This is a genomic window from Rhodococcus sp. NPDC003348 (assembly GCF_053589375.1).
This window is the reverse complement of sequence record NZ_JBSFRT010000011.1, coordinates 1-18,727: the sequence shown is the minus strand read 5'-3', so window position 1 is coordinate 18,727 and position 18,727 is coordinate 1. Positions and strand designations below refer to the sequence as shown.

The 18,727-nt window shown below is 71.4% G+C and carries 11 protein-coding genes; all 11 read right to left on the bottom strand.

What is annotated here, in order from left to right:
- Window positions 1-22 precede the first annotated feature (22 nt).
- Window positions 23-1,396: a flavin-containing monooxygenase gene (locus ACWDU4_RS09890; protein ID WP_450113716.1), complete on the bottom strand. Its 1,374-nt coding sequence runs from the start codon at window positions 1,394-1,396 to the stop codon at window positions 23-25.
- Between the two features lie 190 nt (window positions 1,397-1,586).
- Window positions 1,587-2,978 (bottom strand): FAD-binding oxidoreductase, encoded by a 1,392-nt coding sequence (locus tag ACWDU4_RS09885; protein ID WP_450113715.1) that lies wholly within the window; start codon window positions 2,976-2,978, stop codon window positions 1,587-1,589.
- A gap of 90 nt (window positions 2,979-3,068) precedes the next feature.
- Complete coding sequence (locus tag ACWDU4_RS09880; protein ID WP_450113714.1) at window positions 3,069-6,035, bottom strand: ATP-binding protein; 2,967 nt, start codon at window positions 6,033-6,035, stop codon at window positions 3,069-3,071.
- Window positions 6,036-6,111: 76 nt separating this feature from the next.
- Window positions 6,112-7,737 carry an ABC-F family ATP-binding cassette domain-containing protein gene (locus ACWDU4_RS09875; RefSeq protein ID WP_450113713.1) on the bottom strand — a complete coding sequence of 542 codons (1,626 nt, stop codon included), beginning with the start codon at window positions 7,735-7,737 and terminating at the stop codon, window positions 6,112-6,114.
- 407 nt (window positions 7,738-8,144) lie between these two features.
- Complete coding sequence (locus tag ACWDU4_RS09870; RefSeq protein ID WP_450113712.1) at window positions 8,145-12,299, bottom strand: TIGR02680 family protein; 4,155 nt, start codon at window positions 12,297-12,299, stop codon at window positions 8,145-8,147.
- A gap of 13 nt (window positions 12,300-12,312) precedes the next feature.
- Window positions 12,313-13,683: a TIGR02678 family protein gene (locus tag ACWDU4_RS09865; protein WP_450113711.1), complete on the bottom strand. Its 1,371-nt coding sequence runs from the start codon at window positions 13,681-13,683 to the stop codon at window positions 12,313-12,315.
- Window positions 13,680-15,140, bottom strand: coding sequence for a TIGR02677 family protein (locus ACWDU4_RS09860; RefSeq protein WP_450113797.1), 1,461 nt, complete (start codon window positions 15,138-15,140; stop codon window positions 13,680-13,682). Before ACWDU4_RS09860 ends, ACWDU4_RS09865 begins: the two co-directional genes overlap by 4 nt.
- Before the next feature lie 209 nt (window positions 15,141-15,349).
- Entirely contained in the window at window positions 15,350-16,081 is a 732-nt protein-coding gene (locus ACWDU4_RS09855; RefSeq protein WP_450113710.1) for an MspA family porin, read from the bottom strand.
- A 219-nt stretch (window positions 16,082-16,300) separates the two neighbouring features.
- Window positions 16,301-17,035: a respiratory nitrate reductase subunit gamma gene (narI, locus tag ACWDU4_RS09850; protein ID WP_450113709.1), complete on the bottom strand. Its 735-nt coding sequence runs from the start codon at window positions 17,033-17,035 to the stop codon at window positions 16,301-16,303.
- Window positions 17,032-17,739: a nitrate reductase molybdenum cofactor assembly chaperone gene (narJ, locus tag ACWDU4_RS09845; RefSeq protein ID WP_450113708.1), complete on the bottom strand. Its 708-nt coding sequence runs from the start codon at window positions 17,737-17,739 to the stop codon at window positions 17,032-17,034. Before narJ ends, narI begins: the two co-directional genes overlap by 4 nt.
- Window positions 17,739-18,727: 4Fe-4S dicluster domain-containing protein (locus ACWDU4_RS09840; protein WP_450113707.1), on the bottom strand; the 989-nt coding region annotated here is incomplete at its 5' end. The genes narJ and ACWDU4_RS09840, both read right to left, overlap by 1 nt.

The window sequence follows — 18,727 nt, the reverse complement described above, 5'->3', positions numbered from 1 at the left end:
GCCTCGGGAGCGGCCGCCCGGATCACCGCGCGTGGGCGCGGCGGGCGCCTCGCTTTCGTTCCCGGGCAAGGTCCCAGAGGTAGTGGTCGAAGTCGACCTCCATGGTGTGGCGGGGCGAGGCGTAGAACTGCCGCTTGTTGCGTTCGTGCTCGGCCGTCATCTGTGCGCGGATCTCGCCCTCCGGCGGCGGCAGGTACCGGCCGGTGAGGATCTCGGTGATCCACGCGCTCTGGGCCTCGACGAGCGGCATCACCGCGCCGACCGGTTGCAGGAGCCCCAGGAAGTACAGGCCCGGCAGGTCCGGGTGCACGGTCCGCTTCCACAACGGCAGATCGTTGTCGCGGGCCCGGATCAGATCCGGGTCGAGGAACGGGAAGCTCACCCGGTAGCCGGTGGCCCACACGATCAGGTCCGCTCGCGATCTGCTTCCGTCGGTGAAAACCACTGTGTCACCGTCGAATCGCGCGATTCCGGGGCGTGGGGTGATCGCGCCTGCCTTCAGGCGCGCACGCAGTTGCTCGGACTGCACCGGATGCGCCTGACCCGGCCGGTGCGCCGGCCGCGGCAGGCCGTACCGGGTGAGGCTCCCGGACGCGACCGCGCCGATCCGCAGCCTGGCCGCCGTCACCCACCACGGCATCCAGCCGGGCAGCGCGACCTGGTCGGCCGCCCGGCCGAACAGCATCTTGCGCAGCACCCAGTGGCTGCGGCGCACCGACAGTGTGGTGCTGCTGCCGACCCTCGACGCGTCGACCGCGATGTCCAGGCCCGAGTTGCCCATGCCGACGACCACGACGTCCCGGCCGGCGAGCTGGTCGGCGCTGCGGTAGTCGTGGGAGTGGATCTGCGTTCCCGTGAAGGTGCCCGGGTAGGCGGGCTCGGGCCACCGCGCGTCCCAGTGGTGGCCGTTCGCGACGAGGACGGCGTCGTAGGTGCCGACGTGCTCGCCGGCCGGACCGGTCGTGTGCACCGACCAGGTACCGTCCGGGTTGCGCGTGACGTGCCGGACGGTGGTGTCGAAGGTGATGGTGTGCCCGAACCCGAAATGGTGGACGTACGAGTCGAAGTAGGCGCGGACCTGGTCGTGTCGCGCGTACGGCGGGTAGTGGGCCGGCATCGGGAAGTCCGAGTAGGCCATGCGTGGGCAGGAGGTGTTGATCTCCAACGATTCGTAGCAGGCGGACTGGTCGTTCGGGTTGTCGTAGACCCAGTTGCCGCCGATCACGCTGCCCTTCTCGAAGCAGTCGAACGGGATCCCGGCGAGATAGAGGGCCTTCGCCGCGGCGATGCCCGACGATCCGGCACCGATGACGCAGACGCGGGGGAGGGACTCGTCGGCCGGGACGGGAGCGGTCACCGGCGGGGCGCGATGTCCGGGTTTCACCAGGTAGGCCACGAGGACCATGGTGTCACGTGAGGCGCGGCCCGGACACGGCTTCGGGCCGTTCCGGGGTCCTTCGTCGTGACGGTGGTGCGTCGATGAAGCGTGCGCCCTGCCGCGATCACCCGGCAGGATCCGTAGGTCTCGCGGTGGGGCGCGGTCCTGTGGAGCAGACCACGCGCCCCGCGCGATGCCTATCGGCCGTTCAGTTCGCCGCCGGCGTGATGTTCTGGTTGACGTGGAAGACGTTTTCCGGGTCGTAGCGGCGCTTGACCTGGGCCAGCCGGTCGTAGTTGCCGCGGTAGGCGGCCCGGACACGGTCCCGGCCCTCGTCCATCAGGAAGTTGACGTAGGCGCCGCCCGCGGACGTCGGGTGCAGGTCCGTCCAGTAGTCCTTGGCCCACCTGGTGATGGTGTCGGCGTTCGCGGGGTCGGGATCGACGCCGACGATCACGCCGGCCCAGCCGCCGTCCCGGTAGGCGAACGAGGTGTCGTCGTCGGAGACGCGGGCGGCGGCGCCGTCGATCGGGTACATGTGCATCGTCGAATGCCCGGTCGGGAGCTGTGCACCGAACCTCTCGTGCACCCCGATCGCCGTGTCGCTGATCTCCTGGAAGAAGTCTGCCCGCCAATACCACTGCAGCCCAGCGGGATACAACGCATCGAAGGCGCTCTGCAGTGCGGTGAATGGCAGCTCGTGCACGCCGACCAGCATCGGGTCACCGAAGCTGCGGACCGGTTCGAGAACCTGGTCGGCGCGATCGTGCGGACCGGTGTAGCACCACACGATGCCGCACGCCTTGCGACCCCACAGTTCCTCCGGGAACGGCGGCGCAGGCGGGACGGTGAGCACCGAGATCCAGCCGCTGAGCTCCTCGGGCAGCGCGGGCATCAGTTCCCGATACCAGCGCATCACGGCGTCCGTGTCGGCGATGTCGTAGAGGACGGGCCCGCCGATGACGATGCCGTGTTCGCCGATGTCGTGGCAGCGGAACGTGAACGAGGTGACGACTCCGAAGTTGCCGCCGCCGCCGCGCAGGGCCCAGAACAGGTCCGGGTGGTTGTCGGCGTCGGCGTGGACGAAGGTGCCGTCGGCCAGGACGACGTCGGCGCCGAGCAGGTTGTCCACGGTGAGGCCGAACCGCCGGGACAGGTAGCCGATCCCGCCGCCGAGGGTCAGTCCGCCGACACCGGTCGAGGCGAGAAAGCCGGACGGGGTGGCCATCCCGAACGCGACGGTCGCGTGGTCGACGTCGCCCCACACACAACCGCCGTCGACACGGACGGTGTGGTGCTCGGGATCGACGGTGACGCTGTGCATCTGCGACAGGTCGATGACCAGCGCGTCGTCCCACACGCCGAGACCGCCGGCATTGTGGCCGCCGCCGCGGACGGCGAGTTCGAGTCCGTTCTTCCGCCCGTACCGCACGCAGGCCACGACGTCCGCTGCGTCACGGCAGTACGCGACGGCGGCGGGCCTGCGGTCGATCATCGCGTTGTAGACGGCACGGGACCGGTCGTAGTCGGGATCGCTCGGGGTGACGAGCCGACCACGGAGCGCGGCCGCGAGTTCGGAGTGGTCGAGTGTGGTGGTCATGACGAATCGGTCCTTCGGGGTGGGGTGTCCGTGGGTCGGACGCCATGTGACCGACGCTAGGAAGCCGGCGTTCGCGGAGCGTTCGGCCCGTCACGGGCGGTCCCGAACGGTGCGTTCGAGTTCGTCCCGCCGGCGCAGCACCTCCGGCACCCACCACAGTTCGCTCCGGGCGCGGGCCGCAGTCAGCGCGGCGTCGATCACCGCGTGCGCCGAGTCCAGCCGCCCCGCCCGGACGTGCAGGTCGGCGAGGAGGGAGAGCCAGTACGGCATCCGCGCGAACGCCCCGGTCGCACGCAGACGGTCGATGCCGTCCGTCGCGAGGTCCAGCCGCGACCGCGACCACCCGTCGAGGACCAGTGCCCACTCCCGGTAGTAGGCGAATCCGTACCGCTCGCACAACGACCGCAGTTCGGTGACCGTCTCGCGAAGCCCGGTCGGTTCGCGGCACAACTGGGCGGTGACCGCGCCGTACGCCAGCGCCACCGCCAGGCTGTACGGCTGGTCGACGTCGCGGGCCAGTGCGATCGCCGAGTCCGCCGCCTCCCGTGCCTCGACGCAGCGCCCCTGTAGTGCCTGGGCGTGCGCGGACCAGGCCCGGGCGTGCACGTCGAAACGGGCCCCCACCCACAGGGTGCGCGCCCCGCCGCTCAATTCGTCCGCCGCCGCGAAGTGCCGCAGGGCCTCGTCCGGGTGCGCGAGTGTCACCGCGGCCCCGCCACACGCGAAGTGTGCGGCGCCGGAGGCGTCGGGATCCGCGAGGTCCTCGGCGATCGTGAGCGCCCGTGCCGCGACCGCAGCGGCCTCGGGATTTCGCCCCTGCACGAAACGCGACGACCACAGCCCGACCAGCCCTGCGACGAGCGACGCCCGGTGACCGAGACGCTCAGCGAGGGCCACCGCCCGTTCGAGGACCTCCTGCAGTTCCGGCGACGCGTAGCCGCGGGAGGCGGTCAGCGGCGCCGCCGACGCCTCCAGGACCATCAGCTCCCGGCGCCGTGTCGCCGCGCTGTCCGGCGCGGCCCGAACGGCCGCCGCCGCGGACCGGTGCAGCCGGATGGCCTCCTCGTACGAGAAGGTCGCCGACGCGATCTCGGCCGCCCGCAGATAGTGGGGGACCGCGCGGTCGGGTCGGCCGCCGAGGTCGTACTGGCGCGCGAGCTGGGCACTGAACGGGTCGGGGTCGTCGGCGTGCAGCAGTTCGAGCCCCTGCGCGAGGCGCCGGTGCAGCAGCCACCGGTGCGGTGGGTCGATCCGCGCGTAGGCGGCGTCCCGCAGGAGGTCGTGGGTGAAGTCGTAGCCACGTCCGGTCTCGCGCAGGATCCGATGCCGCCACAGGGCGTCGACCGCGCGGACCACGGCGGGCGGGTCGAGGTCACCGGCCTCGACCAGCAAGTCGAGGGTGACGTCCCGGCCTGCGGCCGCGGTGAGCCCCGCGATCGCCTCGGCGTCCGGACCGGCCCGGGTCAGCCGGGCGTCGAGGACCTCACCCAAACGTTCCGCGGGCACGGTGGAGGTCCCGCCGGACGTCGGTCCACCCGCGCGCATCGCCTCCACGAGGTAGAGCGGGAACCCCCCGGTGCCGGCGTGGAGCACGGCATGGTCCGCATCGGACAGATCGCGGCCTGCGAGGGCGTCCGCGAGCCGGGCGCTCGCGTCGGGGCCGAGCGGGGCGAGGGCGAGTTCGGTGACCGGGATGCCGTCCCGCAGCCGGGCGAGCCGATGCGCGAGTTCGGGCGGTTCGCCGCGTGTCGTCGCGGCGACGAGCAGCGGTGCGCGCGGATTCGCCGTGACGAGATACCCGAGAAAGTCGAGGGTCTCCGGGTCGCACCACTGCAGGTCGTCGACGACGAGCAGGGTCCGTCGCCCACCGGCGAGCAACGCCAGGGCCAGGGCGTCGACGAACCGGTGCCGTCGCCACGCGTCCGCCATCCCGATCGGGGTGTTCGTGGCCGCACGGTCACCGGTACCGGTCAGCCGATCGACCTCGCCGCGCACCCCGGGGTCGAGGCCGGCCACCCGGCCCGCGATCGCCGGTTCCCGCAGCCAGTCCGCGACCGGAGCGAGCGGCAACCTGCCTGCGGCCGCGAAGCACCGGCTGCGGGCGACCAGCGTGCCCTGCCGGCGCACCCGACGCGTCAGCTCGGCCACGAGGCGGGTCTTTCCGACCCCGGCGTCACCCCGGACCACGACGAGTTCGGCGTGCCCGGCGCCGGCCCGCTGCCACACCGCGTCGAGGTCGGCGAGTTCGGTGTCGCGACCGACGAGCGGTGCCGCACGGCTTCCGGTGGGCGGCGGTGCGCGATCCGGTTCGCCGCGCTCGGCCCGTGGACCCAGCAGCCGCTCGAACGCCGACCGGGTGGCGGGGTCGGGATCGACGCCCAGCTCCCGCTCGAGGACGGCCGCGCAGCGGTGGTACGTGCGGACCGCGCCGGCGCGGTCACCGAGTTCGGCCTGCAGCGACATCAGTGTCCGGTACCCGGATTCCTCCAGGGGCCGCAGCGCGACCCGCCGGCGCGCGATCTGGATCGCCCCGGGAAGGTTCCCGGTGCGGGCGCGGACGTCGACCAGCAGGTCACACAGCTCGACGCACCGCTGTTCCAGGTCGTTCCGCGTGTCGGCGGCCCAGTCGCCCTCGCCGGCGGGCAGGAACGGCCCCCGGTACAGGTCCACCGCAGTGGCGGCGTGCGCGTCGGTCGCGTCGTCGTCACCGTGCTCGGCCGCGGCCCGGGCCGCGCCGGATTCGCGGGCGAACACGCGGGCGTCGACGCGCACGCCGTCGGTGTCGCGCCAGCACAGGTCGGTGGCGGACACGACCAGGGACGGCGTGTCGTGCAGCGTGCGGCGCAGGTGGTGCAGTTCGCGGCGCAGGTTCGTCAGTGCCTGACCGTCCGGGGAGTCGGGCCAGAACGTCGCCGCGATGCGCTGTCGCGGCTGCGGAATCCCGGCGTGTGCGACCAGATACGCGAGCAGCTCCACCGCGCGCGGCGACCTGGACACGGCGTCCCCGGACTCCGTGTCGATGATCGCCTGTTCGCCCAGGAGGGCGACGTGCAGCATGGCGCAGCCTCCTGGGAGTTCAGGGTAGCCGCGCCGCCGCCCGCACACCCCGGCCCCGACGCACGGGATTCGGCGATCACCTCACGGCGTCCGAACCGGGACGCGGCGCGTCACGACGACCGATGCGTCCGTTCCGGTCGAGCTCCAGGGTGACATCGACACCGAGCCCGTCCAGAAACTCGTCGTCGTGGCTGACGACCAGAATCGCACCGCGGTAGCCGTCGAGTGCCTCGGTGAGCTGCTCGACGCTGGAGATGTCGAGGTTGTTCGTCGGCTCGTCGAGAATCAGCAGTTGCGCGGGTGGCTCGGCCAGCAGCAGCGTGGCGAGTGACACGCGAAAGCGTTCACCACCGGAGAGCGTGGCGACGGGCCGGTCGACGCTGCTACCGCGGAGCAGCAGGCGGGCGAGCTGATTGCGGATCGTGGCGACGGGTGTTCCGGGCGCGACCTCCCGAACGTTCTCCAGTGCGCTCGCGGCTTCGTCGAGGTTGTCGAGTCGCTGAGGCAGGTACCCGACCCGGTCGGTGAGCAGCGCACCGTGCGCGCGCCCCGAGAGTGCGGCGGTCCCGCGGACGAGTTGTTCGAGCAGTGTCGACTTCCCGGCGCCATTGGGGCCGACGAGCGCGACGCGCTCGGGTCCCTGGATCACGATCGTCCGGTCTCCGTCGTGGAACTCGGCGAGGCGTCGGCCCCGCGGCACGTCCGGGTCGGGGAGAGTGAGGTGGATGTGTTCGTCTCGCCGCACGCGAGCGCCGGCCGCATCGGCGGCCGCCTGTGCGGCGGCGACCTTGTCGTCGAGTGTCGAACGCATCGTCCCGGCGGAGGCCTGTGCCCTGCTCGCGCGGTTTCCGGCGAGGATCCGGGGGATACCGCCGTCCTTCTGGGTCTTCTTCGCAGTGCGTTCACGTCGGGCCAGCTTGGTCTCGGCCTCGGTTCTCTGACGTCGCTCGACCTTGAGTGCCTGTTGGGCCGAGCGGGCTTCCTGCACGGCGGCGGCCTGCTGCTGCTCGACATGCTCCTTCCACGCGCTGTACGGGCCGCCGAAAGTCTCGAGATCGGCGCTGTGCAGTTCGGTCGTGTTCTCCATGCGTTCGAGCAGTTCCCGGTCGTGGCTGACCACGACGAGAGTGCCGGGCCACGAGTCGACGAACTCGGCGAGCTTCGCGCGGGTGGGACGGTCGAGGTTGTTCGTGGGCTCGTCGAGCAGGGTGATCGGGGTGCGGCGGATCCGCAGGCCGGTGACGGCGATGAGCATTGCCTCCCCGCCGGAGATCTCGTCCACGCGACGGTCGAGATCCGCAGCGGTAAAGCCGATCTCGTGCAGGCCCTCGTCCGCACGCGACTCGATGTCCCAGTCGTCGCCGATCGCGCGGAAGTGCCGCTCGTCGACGTCGCCGGACTCGATCGCGCGGAGGGCGGCGCGGATGCCGTCGATTCCGAGGAGTTCCGCGACGGTCGTGTCCTTCCCCAGCGTCAGCGTCTGCGGCAGGTAGCCGACGTCGCCGGCCGTGTCGATCCGCCCCGACGTGGGAGCGAGGCGGCCGGCGACGAGGCGAAGCAGGGTGGACTTTCCGGCACCGTTGCGGCCGACGAGGCCGGTGCGTCCGGGCGTGAAGGTGCCGCTCACGTTGTCGAGAGCGGTTGTGCCGTCCGGCCATTGGAATGTGACGTTCTTCAGGGTGACGGCGGACTTCATGGACATGATCGGGGATCTCCTTCGGCGGCTGTGGCTGATCAGCAGTGCTGATGGAAGCGACCGATCACGGGACGTCGTGGAGGAACCGGGCACATGCCCGGACGCGCACGCCGGCAACGCAAGCCGAACGGAACCGTCGTGGCGCGACACAGCCGGACGGACCGGGACAGCCGACATCGTTCGGTGGCAGGACGTGACCGATGATCGGTGCGACGCGAACGTGCCGGAGTGGCCCGGTCAGAAGGGAACGGCAAGGACCGCACGGTGCGGTTCGGGAACCCCTGACGAATGGGTGAGGTCATTCACTGCGGGCGCACTCGGCGCCCTCTTCGCGTGAAAGCCACCGGCAGTTCGGTGGCTAGATTCTGTCGACCTCGATGTCCATGGGCGCCAATATAACAGCCGGTTCCGGCTCACACCCCCGCCAGGTCCAGCCCGCCCGGCTCGAGCGCTCGCCGCCGGAGCGGGGATCCGAGTGCGCGGGCGAGGTCGGTGCCGTCGTGCTCGGACAGCAAGGTGCCACCGTCCCACACCATCAGCGTTGCGCTGACCGAGTGCTCGGGCGTCGAGTGGGACAGGTCGTAGTGCGCGCACCCCGGCACGCCGGCGTAGGTGACCCACAGGTCGTAGCCGGTCATGAACAGGTCCAGGTCGAACTGGACGCTCAGCCCCAGCAGTTCGCTGCGGCCGTTGTCGTCGACGCCGGCGAACGCCTCGTCCAGACCGAGCAGGCGCGGGGCATGCGGATCCGCCGACGAGAGCATCACGTGCGCGGCCGCGAACAGCGGCAGGTGCAGCGACACCGACTGCTCGCCGCCCGACAGCGCACCGTGCCGGGCGACGGTGAGCTTCTCCTCGGTGCCGTCGCCGGCGATCAGGCTGAACGAGAACACTCGCCAGCGCCGGTAGTCCAGCGCCTCGGTGAGGATCTCCGGGTAGGCCCGCTCCGGATGCGCGGCGCGCAGCGCCCGGATCCGGGCGGCGAAATGTCCACGGATGGTGGCCAGTTCGTCGGGTCCGAGCGCGGACGCGTCGCGGTCGAGGAGCTTGGACACCGCGCGGGCGCTGTCGTCGAGGTTGTCGGCGAGGACCCAGTGCACACCGATCGTGTTGCCCGACGACATGCGCCGGCCGCGCATCTCCGCGGACATCTGAGCGATCAGGTCGCGCGCGTCGACGGTCCGTTCGTGGATCTGCTGCGCCAGCCCGGTCAGCAGAGCGTCCTCGAGGATCCGGCGTTCGGACTCGGTGAGCAGTTGCTGCTGGTCGTCACGCCGCGCGGCGATCATGGCCGCGAAGGCGCCGATCGAGGAGTGCCCCTCGTCGTGCTGGACGGTGACGGTGGTCAAACCGTCTGCGTCCCAGCGCAGTCGGTAGTCCTGGCCGGCCGCGGCGAGGCGAGCGTCGAAGTCCTGGAGCGCTCCGGTGAGGGCGGAGCGGGTCGACTTGCCCGCGGCCTCGGACACCTTGACGCCTGCGGTGGCGGCCTCGAGAGCCTCGTGCAGGGCGGAGACCTCGGCAGGCACCACCGGGGCGGGCTGATCGGCATCGGTCTGGATCCGGTACACCAGCTGGTCGCTGGTCAGCCACGCGGCATCCGAGGCGGGCCACGCGTGGGAGCCCTCGACACCGAGCAGTTCGAGGAGGTCACGGCGCGCATACGGCGCCAGACGCTGTGCGTCCGAGCGGGTCTCGGTCACCGCACCGCGCAGCGACTCGACCGCGGCGCCGTGTGCGCCCTCCGCCTTGCCGATCGCCACCACGGCCGCCTCGTGTGCCTTGCGGGCCGCGCGCTGCTCGGCGGTGCACGCGTCGATCCGGGCGCGAGCACGTTCGATCTCGGCGTCGATGTCCTCGGCGCTCGCGCCGAGCGCCTCCCGCAGGGTCTCGAGCCGCTGCACCTGCTGTTCGAGCTTCTCCTGCTGGGCCACCGTCTCTTCCGCGAACTCCTCGGCGACGTCCCGGGCCTCGGCGTGCCGGTCCTCGGCCTCGCGCAGCCGCTCGTGTTCCTTCTCCCGGTCGCGCCGGCAGCGGACGACGAGGTCGCCCTGCTTCTCGAAATGGCGGATCGCGGCGGCGAGGGCGTCGAGGTCCCGCGCCGGGTCGCCGACCCGGTGCCGGGCGGCGGTCTCGCGGAGTCTGCGGTCCTGAGTGGCGAGGTCGGCGATCGCCTGGTCCAGTTCACGCTGGACCGTCGTCGCGGCCTCCTGCCGGGTGCGGAGCGCACCCGCCGCCTCCGCGACCGAACGCAGCGCGGCGAGCACGCCGGTGGCGCGGGGCAGTGCCTTTCCGGCGGCGACGAGCGATGCGTACCGGTCCGCGGCGGCGGACTGCTCGGCGAGCGCGTCCTGCCGCCGCCGGTGCGCCTGCTCGATCGCCGCGTCGAGTTCGGCGATGCGCAACTCGCGGCGCCGCTGCCGCGCGGTGGCGCCGATGTACTCGGCGTCGGGCTTGGTGTGTCGGCCGAGCTGGATGCCCTGCCGGAACCCTCCGTCGGAGCCGACCGCCACGAGCGAGTCCGAATCGGTTTGCAGCGCAATGGAAGCCAGTAGCGCCGCCACCCGCTCCTCGGGCACGGCGGTGTCCTGTTCCGGGACGAGGACGTCGGCGAGTGTGGCGCCCTCCGGCCGGTTGCCCGCGGGCAGCGGCGCCAGGAACAGTTCGGAATCGTGCGCGGGCAGCGGACCGTCCGCGGGCAGCACCCAGCCGTCGAGCAGGTTCGCGGCCGCGAGTGCGGATTCGAGGCCGGCGGCGTCCGCGGCGGGGACGCCGTCGGCGAAGCGGACCAGCCGCCAGAACGGCGCGCCGGGCAGGCCGTCGCGATCGCCGGTGCGTTCCGGGTGCGGCGGCGGCGCGTCGTCGTGCTCGGCGGCGACGCGGGCCCGGTCCGCCGTGAGATCGGCGGCGAGGGCCGCGGACTCCGCGGCTTCGGACTCGGCCCGCGACCGGCGCGCGCGGACGGTGTCGAGGGGGTCGGTGACGTGGTCGGCGAGCAACTCGGGGAAGCCGACGCCCTCGTCGTCGCCGATCGTCTGGACCGACTCGTGCAGCGCGACGAACAGATCGCTCGAGACCCCGACCGTCGCGTACAGCGACGAGTGGGCCGTCCACCACCGGCGGATCGTGGTCTCGCACTCGCTGCGCGCGAGTTTCGCCGCCGCCGCGGCCTCGGTGACCGCCGTGGTCGACGCCTCGAGCAGTTCCCGGCCCCGATCCGCGGCCCGCTCGGCGCGTGTTCGCTCGGTGGTGGCCTTCTCGACGCCGACCATCGCGTCGCGCACGGCCCGCACGTCCCCGGAGCGCTCCTCGGCGTGGCCGCGCACCGCGGAGGTGATCTGGTCGCCTCGGGCGGTGTCGGGCAGCGCGGCCCACTCGATGCCGGCATCCACGGCAGCGGCCTGCAGGTCGTCCTCGGCGCGGGAGAGCGCGTGGGTGGCCTGCTCGACCCGGGTCGTGGACTGGGCGGATTCCTCCGCCCGCTGGGCGAGGCTGGCCTGTGCCTTGCGGGCCTTGTCGGCCTGCTGCTCGGTGGACCTGCGCAGGTCCGCGACGGCGGCACCGAGGTCGTCGAGTTGCTGCTTGCCCTCGTAGGCGCTGGACCGCTGCAGGGTCTCGAGTTCCGCGCGGGCGAGGTCGAGGGCTCGTTCGGCCGCGGTGGCGCGCTCCTCGGCCTCGACCCGTTCCTGCTGCCGTCGGGTCTGCGCGACGGCGGTGTCCCCGACGGCGGTCACGGCGGCGTCGACCGTCTCCAGCCGCCGCGACACCTGTTCGACATCCGTGCGCGCCTGCTGCCGCAGGTACTTCGTGTACACCCCGACGAACGACCGGGTCGCCTGATCCGCCTCGGTGAGCCCCTCGAGGGCCCGGCCGACCTCCTCCATGTCGCTGAACGAGCGCGCCGCCTCGACCACCAGATGGTCGTCGAGCGGGCGCAGGCCGTCGGTCAGCGCCTGCGACAGGCCCTTCGGGTCGAGGTTCTTCGCCAGCTGTGGTCGGCGCAGCGTCAGGATCAGCGTGATCAGCTGGTCGTAGCGCTGCGCACCGAGCCCGAACAGGCGCGCGTCGATCGCCGCCCGGTAGTCCACCGGACGGTCCGTGATCGCGTCGCCGCCGATCTGTTCGGCGAGCTGCTTCTTGGTCAGCGGCTGGTCACCGGCCCCGATGAGCGAGAAGTCGACGCCGACGCGGCCGTCGGCGACGAAGTGCCAGCGGGTGACCTTGTCGTTCTGCCGGGTCGCGCGCATGCCGATCCCGACGGTCACCGCCTCCGGGTCGTCGTCGTTGCCGCGGGCGAACTCCATCCACACGTACGAGTGGGCGCTGTCGTCGCCGCGGTAGAGCAGGTTCGACTTCATCGTCCGCTCCTCGCCGGCGAACGGGTTCAGCCGGCGCGGTTCGATGCGGCCGTCGAGGACGAACGGGAACAGGACCTCGAGTGCCTTCGTCTTGCCGGAACCGTTCGGGCCGCGCAGTACGAGACGGCCGTCGGCGAACGAGAACTCCTGGTCCCGGTAGTCCCACAGGTTGACGATCCCCGCGCGGGTCGGTCGGAAACGCGCACTCGCCATGCGTAATCAGCCTCTACTTCTCGGTGGAAACGACCGGGGTCGGGACGGGATCGGTGGACAGGTCGAGCTCGGGGGCACGCTCGCGCACCGTCACCGTGACACCGCGGTAGCGGGCCAGTGCCGGCAGCACGAGCACCCCGCCGGCGACGATGTGCACCAGCCGCTGGCCGTCGAGCAGGTCCACGGCGCGCCGCCGCAACCCGGAGGTGTCGGCCTGCCACTGCGCGGCGAACGTCCGCCCGAAGCGCTCGACGAGGTCCGTCACGGCGGTCTCGATCCAGCTGTCCTCGACGAACGGGTGGAGCGCCGGCTCGATCGGCGCCGATACCGGGGCAGCCGGGGCCGGGTCGGGCGCCGCGTCGCTGAGCTCGGGGAGCAGGCTCGCCTGCGGAATCGCCGAGTCGAGCTGGGCGACCAGATCCGCGGTCCGGGCCATCGGGACCGGGAGCCGCAGCGGTTCGGGGGCGTCGACGTCGAGGATCCGGTCCGCGATCTCTCCGGCCAGCAGGAGCGCCACCTGCGCGATCGTGCCCGTGCCGGGGAACCGGACGTCCGAGAGCCTGCCGGACGCGTCGATGAGGGCGATGCCCTCCGCGCGGCGCTCGGCGACCAGCCCGGTGAGCAGCTCGACGTCGGCGGCGGTGCGCGGCAACGCCAGCTGCAGGCGCTCGTCGTCGTCGAGATCGTCCGCGTACACGACCGGCTGCTGGACCAGTGCCCGGCGCACCCGGCGTGCGGTCTCGCGGGTCGCCGACTCCTCGGTCGGCGTGGCGAGCAGGCCCCGGACCGAGGACAGGTGCTGCAGTGCCCGTGGCGGCCGGAACAACGCCACCACCACAGAGCGGTTGATGTCGTAGAGCGCTTCTCCCGCTTCGGGATTCGACGCCCAGCCGGCGGCGTCGCCGTCCGCGAGGGCGATCGCCCCGCGGGCGGACAGCCAGCCTGCGGCGTCGACGAACGCGTCCCGGTCCGCGGCCCGTTCGGTGGACAGTTCCACCGACGGCACCTGTGTGGCCTCCGCGGCGACGTGGTCGGCGAGTTCGGAGAGGGTGATCTGGTTGCCCGCCCGTCCGAGCGCGGCGAGCGCCAACGCCAGATAGGCGTAGCGACGGCGGTCGAAGGGGCGCCCGTTGGCGGTGCGGGCAGGCATCGTCGCGTCGAGGCGGTCCGCGGCGGTGAACAGGCGCGCGGTGGTCTCGGTGATCTCGAGCCGGTACCCGAACAGCTCGAGCAGGTCGTCGCGCAGTTCGGTGGCCCATCGGCGCACCAGCGGCAGCGCCAGCGGATCGGGATAGGAGGTCGTGACCAGATGATTGGCCAGCACCACCCGGGCCGCCCGCTGGTACGACTCGATCATCAGCGGGGAGATCTCGCGTGCCCTCACCGCACACTCACCCGCAGCCGGTCCAGGTGCAGGCGACCGCGCGTGGTCTGCACCGTCGTCGACACCTCGTGGGGCTCGAGGGTCAGCCGGACGCCGTTCGCCGATCCCGTCGAACTGCGGACGGTGCCGCTGACCGGCACCCGTGCCGTCAGCGCGGCGGTCAGCAGGCTCAGCAGCACCTCGGTCTCCTCGTCGTCGAGCGTGCGGTCGTACGCACCCCCCGCGGCGAGGGAACGCGCGGCCTCCGCCCGGGCCCGCTGCGCGGCGAGCTGGGCGTCGCGCAACCGGCGGATGCTCGCGTCGTTGCGTTGCAGGCGGCTCGGCGCCCCGACGGCGGCGTCCCGGCCGGTCTCGGCGAGGGTGCGGGAGATCTCCACCGGTGGCGCCTCCCACCACGACCGCGAGTCCGGGATGATGTCGGCGTCCGGGTGCACGGTGGACAGGTGCCGCGGCCGGCCGAGGTCGAACACCGCCTGGAACAGGGCGTGCGCGGAGTCCTCGGTGGGGGCGGCGGCGAACCAGCCGGCCAGGTGCCGCAGCTGGCTCTCCCGGCTGACGCCACCGCGCCGGGTCTCGGTCACGCGGCGCAGCAACGACAGCACCGCCGCGATCGCGCTCATCGTGCCCTCCCGCAGCCGATCGGACTCGCTGAGCCCGCCATGGGAGTGGCCGTCACCGCCGGCGGGGGCGACGAACCACTGCGTCAGGCCGGCCCACCGGGACGCCCAGTCGGCTTCCCGGTCGGCGACTGACAGGAACAGGCGCTCGTCGCTCGTCGCCGCGCGGGCCAGCAGTGCCGGTACTCCCGTCGACTCGACGGCCGCGATCGCCGCCGCGAGCTTCGGTGCGTACCGGGCCAGATCGGAACTGAACTCACGCATGTGGGTCAGCAGCGCGTCCTTGTGGACGAGGAACTCCTCGGGCGTGATCTCGGTGGTGCGGACCAGGTCGCCGAGCGTGAGATAGAACTGCGCGGCGCGCGTCGCCATGTCCGAGAGCGTGTCGTCGAGGCGCCGCAGCTTGCGGTAGATCAGGTCGCTGTCACCGACGCGGTTCGCGTCGGCCAGCTCGTGCAGGTCGGCGAGCAGGTCGGGCAGCGCCAGCCGGGACAGGGCCGCCTCGTCGAGGCGGGCGCCGATCACGTCCTCGACGGCGCGGAACGCCTGGTATCCGAGCCGGCTGAACTGGTAGACGAAGTGCCGGTTGCGGTACTCGGCGAGCGTCGCCGCCCGGGATCCGTCATAGCTGCGTTCGAGCACGCCCCACTGGTGCAGCTGGTCCAGGAGCGGCGCGATGTCGGGGGACTTCAGCGCGGAGTGGCCGAGCCGGTGCAGCGTCTGCTCGACCTCACCGGCGTGCAGCAGCACCACGTAGTTCGCCCGGGCGTGGTCGAACGCGCGCAGTACCCAGCGGTAGTCGATGCGCTTCTCCGCGGTCGCGAACGCGAACAGCCGCAGCCGGTCGCCCAAGGCGAAGTCGTCCGTCTCGCCTCGGTTCGCGAACGCGTCTCCTGCGTCGGGTGCCGGACCGGAATCGTTCACCGTGACAGGGTAGGGGAGCGGGACCGGGTCACCTAGCCGACCGGCCGAACGCGAGCGGCGCCCGCGCGTGATATCCACCGCTGTCGGGTGGACGTCGTGCGCGGGCGCCGCGGGCGCAGGAGGGATCAGACCGGGACGGGTGCTCCGTATGTCATGACGATGTCGCCGGATGCGGTCTCCAGTCGCGCGTACGGCCGCAGGGTGACCGGACCGATCGCGCCGGAGACGCTGCCGTGGACGCCGCTGATTCGGATCTTCGCGCCCGGTCCGCTGAACTCCTTGGCGTCGACGATCGGGACGTCGGTGATGCCACCCGGCTGCAGATCGAACGTGAAGTTCTGCTGCGGGATGATGTCGCCGAGCAGTTCGGCCCTGCCTCCGACCGCGAGGTCGAGGTCGGGGGCGGTGAGCAGGTTGGTGAGTGCGAGGCCGTTGGTGCCCTCGACTTCGAAGCCGAGTGCGGGCGTGTTCAGCTGGATCGTGGCGCCGGTCAGCGCGATCGGATACCCGACCTGGTAGCCGAACGAGAGCTTGCTGCCCTCCATCGCATCGGCCCCGGGGCCGGTGATCCTGGCCTCCGCGTATCCGCTGTGGAAGAACTCCCGGCTGAGCGGTGAGCTGTCCAGCGGAGGCACAGAGGTGATCTGCGTGTCACCCTGGCTGACCTCGATGGTGTTGTTCTGCGCGTCGACGATGCTGCTGGCGTTGTTCACGACGGCTCCCGCCGTGCCCGTACCGAGCGTGAGGCCGAGTGCTGCGACACCGGCGACCGCGAGCGCCTTCTTCGAATGCGTACGCCGGTGTCCCCCCGACGTGGAGGCCTGCTGAGAACGACGGGCCCTGCGAATCTCGGTCATGAAATACCTCATCCGTTAGGTCGTTACCAGGTCACGTGCTCGTGCCCGGTCACCGGCTGGGCGCTGATATCCCGATCCACTGCAGACGCTAGTGGATTACACTGCACAATGCGGCGATTTCTCGTGGGTCGATACATGGTGTTCACGAATGATGCACGTTCTCGCGCAACCATGTTCACGTGCAACCGTGCTCAGAAATTGGCTCGCGAGGAGGCCGGTTCAGGCACGACTGCGGTTCGCGGTTTCCCAGGCGCGGTCGTAGCGATTGCCTCCGGGCCGCTTCGGATCCTTGCTGCGGTAGACGACGTACGGCCTGCCCAGGTATCCCAGCGGGGCGCTGAACACGTGGACCAGGCGGGTGTACGGCCAGATCGCCAGCAGCGCCAGCACGGTCAGACCGTGCAGCTGGAAGCTCCACGGGACGCCGACCATCAGATCCGGCTGCGGGTTCAGCGAGAAAAGGCTGCGGAACCACGGAGACACCGTCGACCGGTAGTCGTAGTGGCCGAGGACCAGGTTCTCGCCGAGGGTGTTGTACATGCCGGTCGCGATCACCGCGACGAACAGCACGTACATGATCTTGTCGCTGGTGCTGCTCGCCTTGCGCACGCTCGGAACGGTGATCCGCCGGTAGACCAGGATGGCCAGTCCGGCCACGGTCGCGAGACCGGCGGGAATCCCCATCCCGACCGCGGCCAGGTGGTACAGATTGTCCGAAATGCCCAGCGCCGCCGTCCAGCTCGCAGGAATGAGGACACCGCCGACGTGGCCGGCGAGCACCGCGAGAATGCCGAAGTGGAACAGGGGACTGCCCAGGCGAAGCAGCCGCGACTCGTACATCTGCGACGAGCGGGTGGTCCAGCCGAACTGGTCCTTGCGGTACCGCCACACATGGCCCACCACGAACGAGGTCAGGGCTATGTAGGGGAGGGTCAGCCAGAGCAGCGTGCTCAACGGGGAACTCCGATCGGGGGGTAGTCGTCGATGTGCGGGTGCAGCGCCGGATCGAGTGCGTACGTGTCGAGTCCCACGGTGTCCTCGGGCGGTCCCTCGGCGGCGAGCTTGACCACCTGCGCACGGTCGTCGGTGTCGAGGTCGGGCAGCGTCGCGCACAGCGCGTCCAGCACGCTCGCGTACGCGGATCCACCGTCGTGCAGGGACAGTCGCAGCACCTCGATGACGGCGCGGTGGTTGATCAGCAGTCGCAGGCCGCGCGCCGGGTCGGCGGTGGCCGCGAACTCGAGAACCACCGGCAGGAAGTCCGGCAGTTCGTGGTCGCCGAGTTCGAGGCCCGCATTGCGGTACGCGGTCTTGAAGCGCAGCAGCGCCATTCCCCGGTTCCTGGTGTCGCCGTACGCGTAGTACGACAGGTGCAGGCTCGACCGCCTGCGCAGGTCGAACGTCTCGACGTAGCGGGCCGCCAGCGCGATCGGGTCCTGTTCGCGCATGTGGTCGATGCAGGCGCACAGGCCTTCGCCCGCCGGTGCGGGAAGGTCGGAAGCCGCGGCACGCAGGTCGTCGAGCAGATCCAGCGTCGACTGGTGTGGATAGTCGAGGACCAGGGCCGCGATCCGCCACACCAGGCGCCGCTGGGTCTCGGACATCGAACCCGCGACCGGAGCGGCCCGCCGCGACCGCCGCATGCCGAGCACTCCCATCACGAATCCTCCCGCGAGCCGGCGGGGACGAGGCCCTCGGTGCTGCGTCCGTCCCAGTTGAGGAGGTTGATTCGCCGTTCCTTGTTCTCCGGCGCCGCACCGTTGGAGTCCTCGCCGACGAGGTGGAACTTGTCGGCGACGACGTCGAGGGCGGTCATGCCCGGCCCGCCCATCCCCGGGCCGCCGTCGTCGTCGAGGCTGCACCCGGTGGCCATGGCGTCGAGCCGGTGCGCGTCGGAACCCGCCCCCGTCGGGATCACGTACCGGTCCTCGTACTTGGCCAGCGCGAGCAGCCGGTACATCGCCGTCAGCTCGTCCGGCGTCAACCGGACCGCCGCGGCGACCTCCGGACGGATCGACTCGCCGAGGTTCACCTGACGCATGTGCGCGCGCATCGCGGCCAGCCGCTGCAACGAGGCCCGGACCGGTCCGATCTCGCCGGCGGTGAACAGTTCGGCCAGGTACTCGATCGGGATCCGCAGAGAGTCGATGGCGCCGAACAGGTTGTCGGCGGACTCGCCGTCGTGCCTGGTGTCCGACAGCGCCTCGACCATCGGGGACAGCGGCGGGATGTACCAGACCATCGGCATGGTCCGGTACTCCGGATGCAGCGGCAATGCCACCTGGTAGTCCACGATCAGCTTGTAGACGGGCGAACTCTGGGCGGCCTCGATGAATTCGGCGGAGATGCCCGCCCGCTCGGCCTCGGCGACCACCCGCGGGTCGTGCGGATTGAGGAACACCCCCAGCTGCGACGGGTAGAGGTCCTCGTTCTCGGTGACCGACGCCGCATCGAGCACGGCATCGGCGTCGTAGAGCATCACCCCGATGTAGCGGAGCCGGCCGACGCACGTCTCCGAGCAGATGGTCGGGATCCCGACCTCGATCCGCGGGTAGCAGAACGTGCACTTCTCGGCCTTGCCGGTCTTGTGGTTGAAGTAGATCTTCTTGTACGGGCAGCCGGTGACGCACTGCCGCCAGCCGCGGC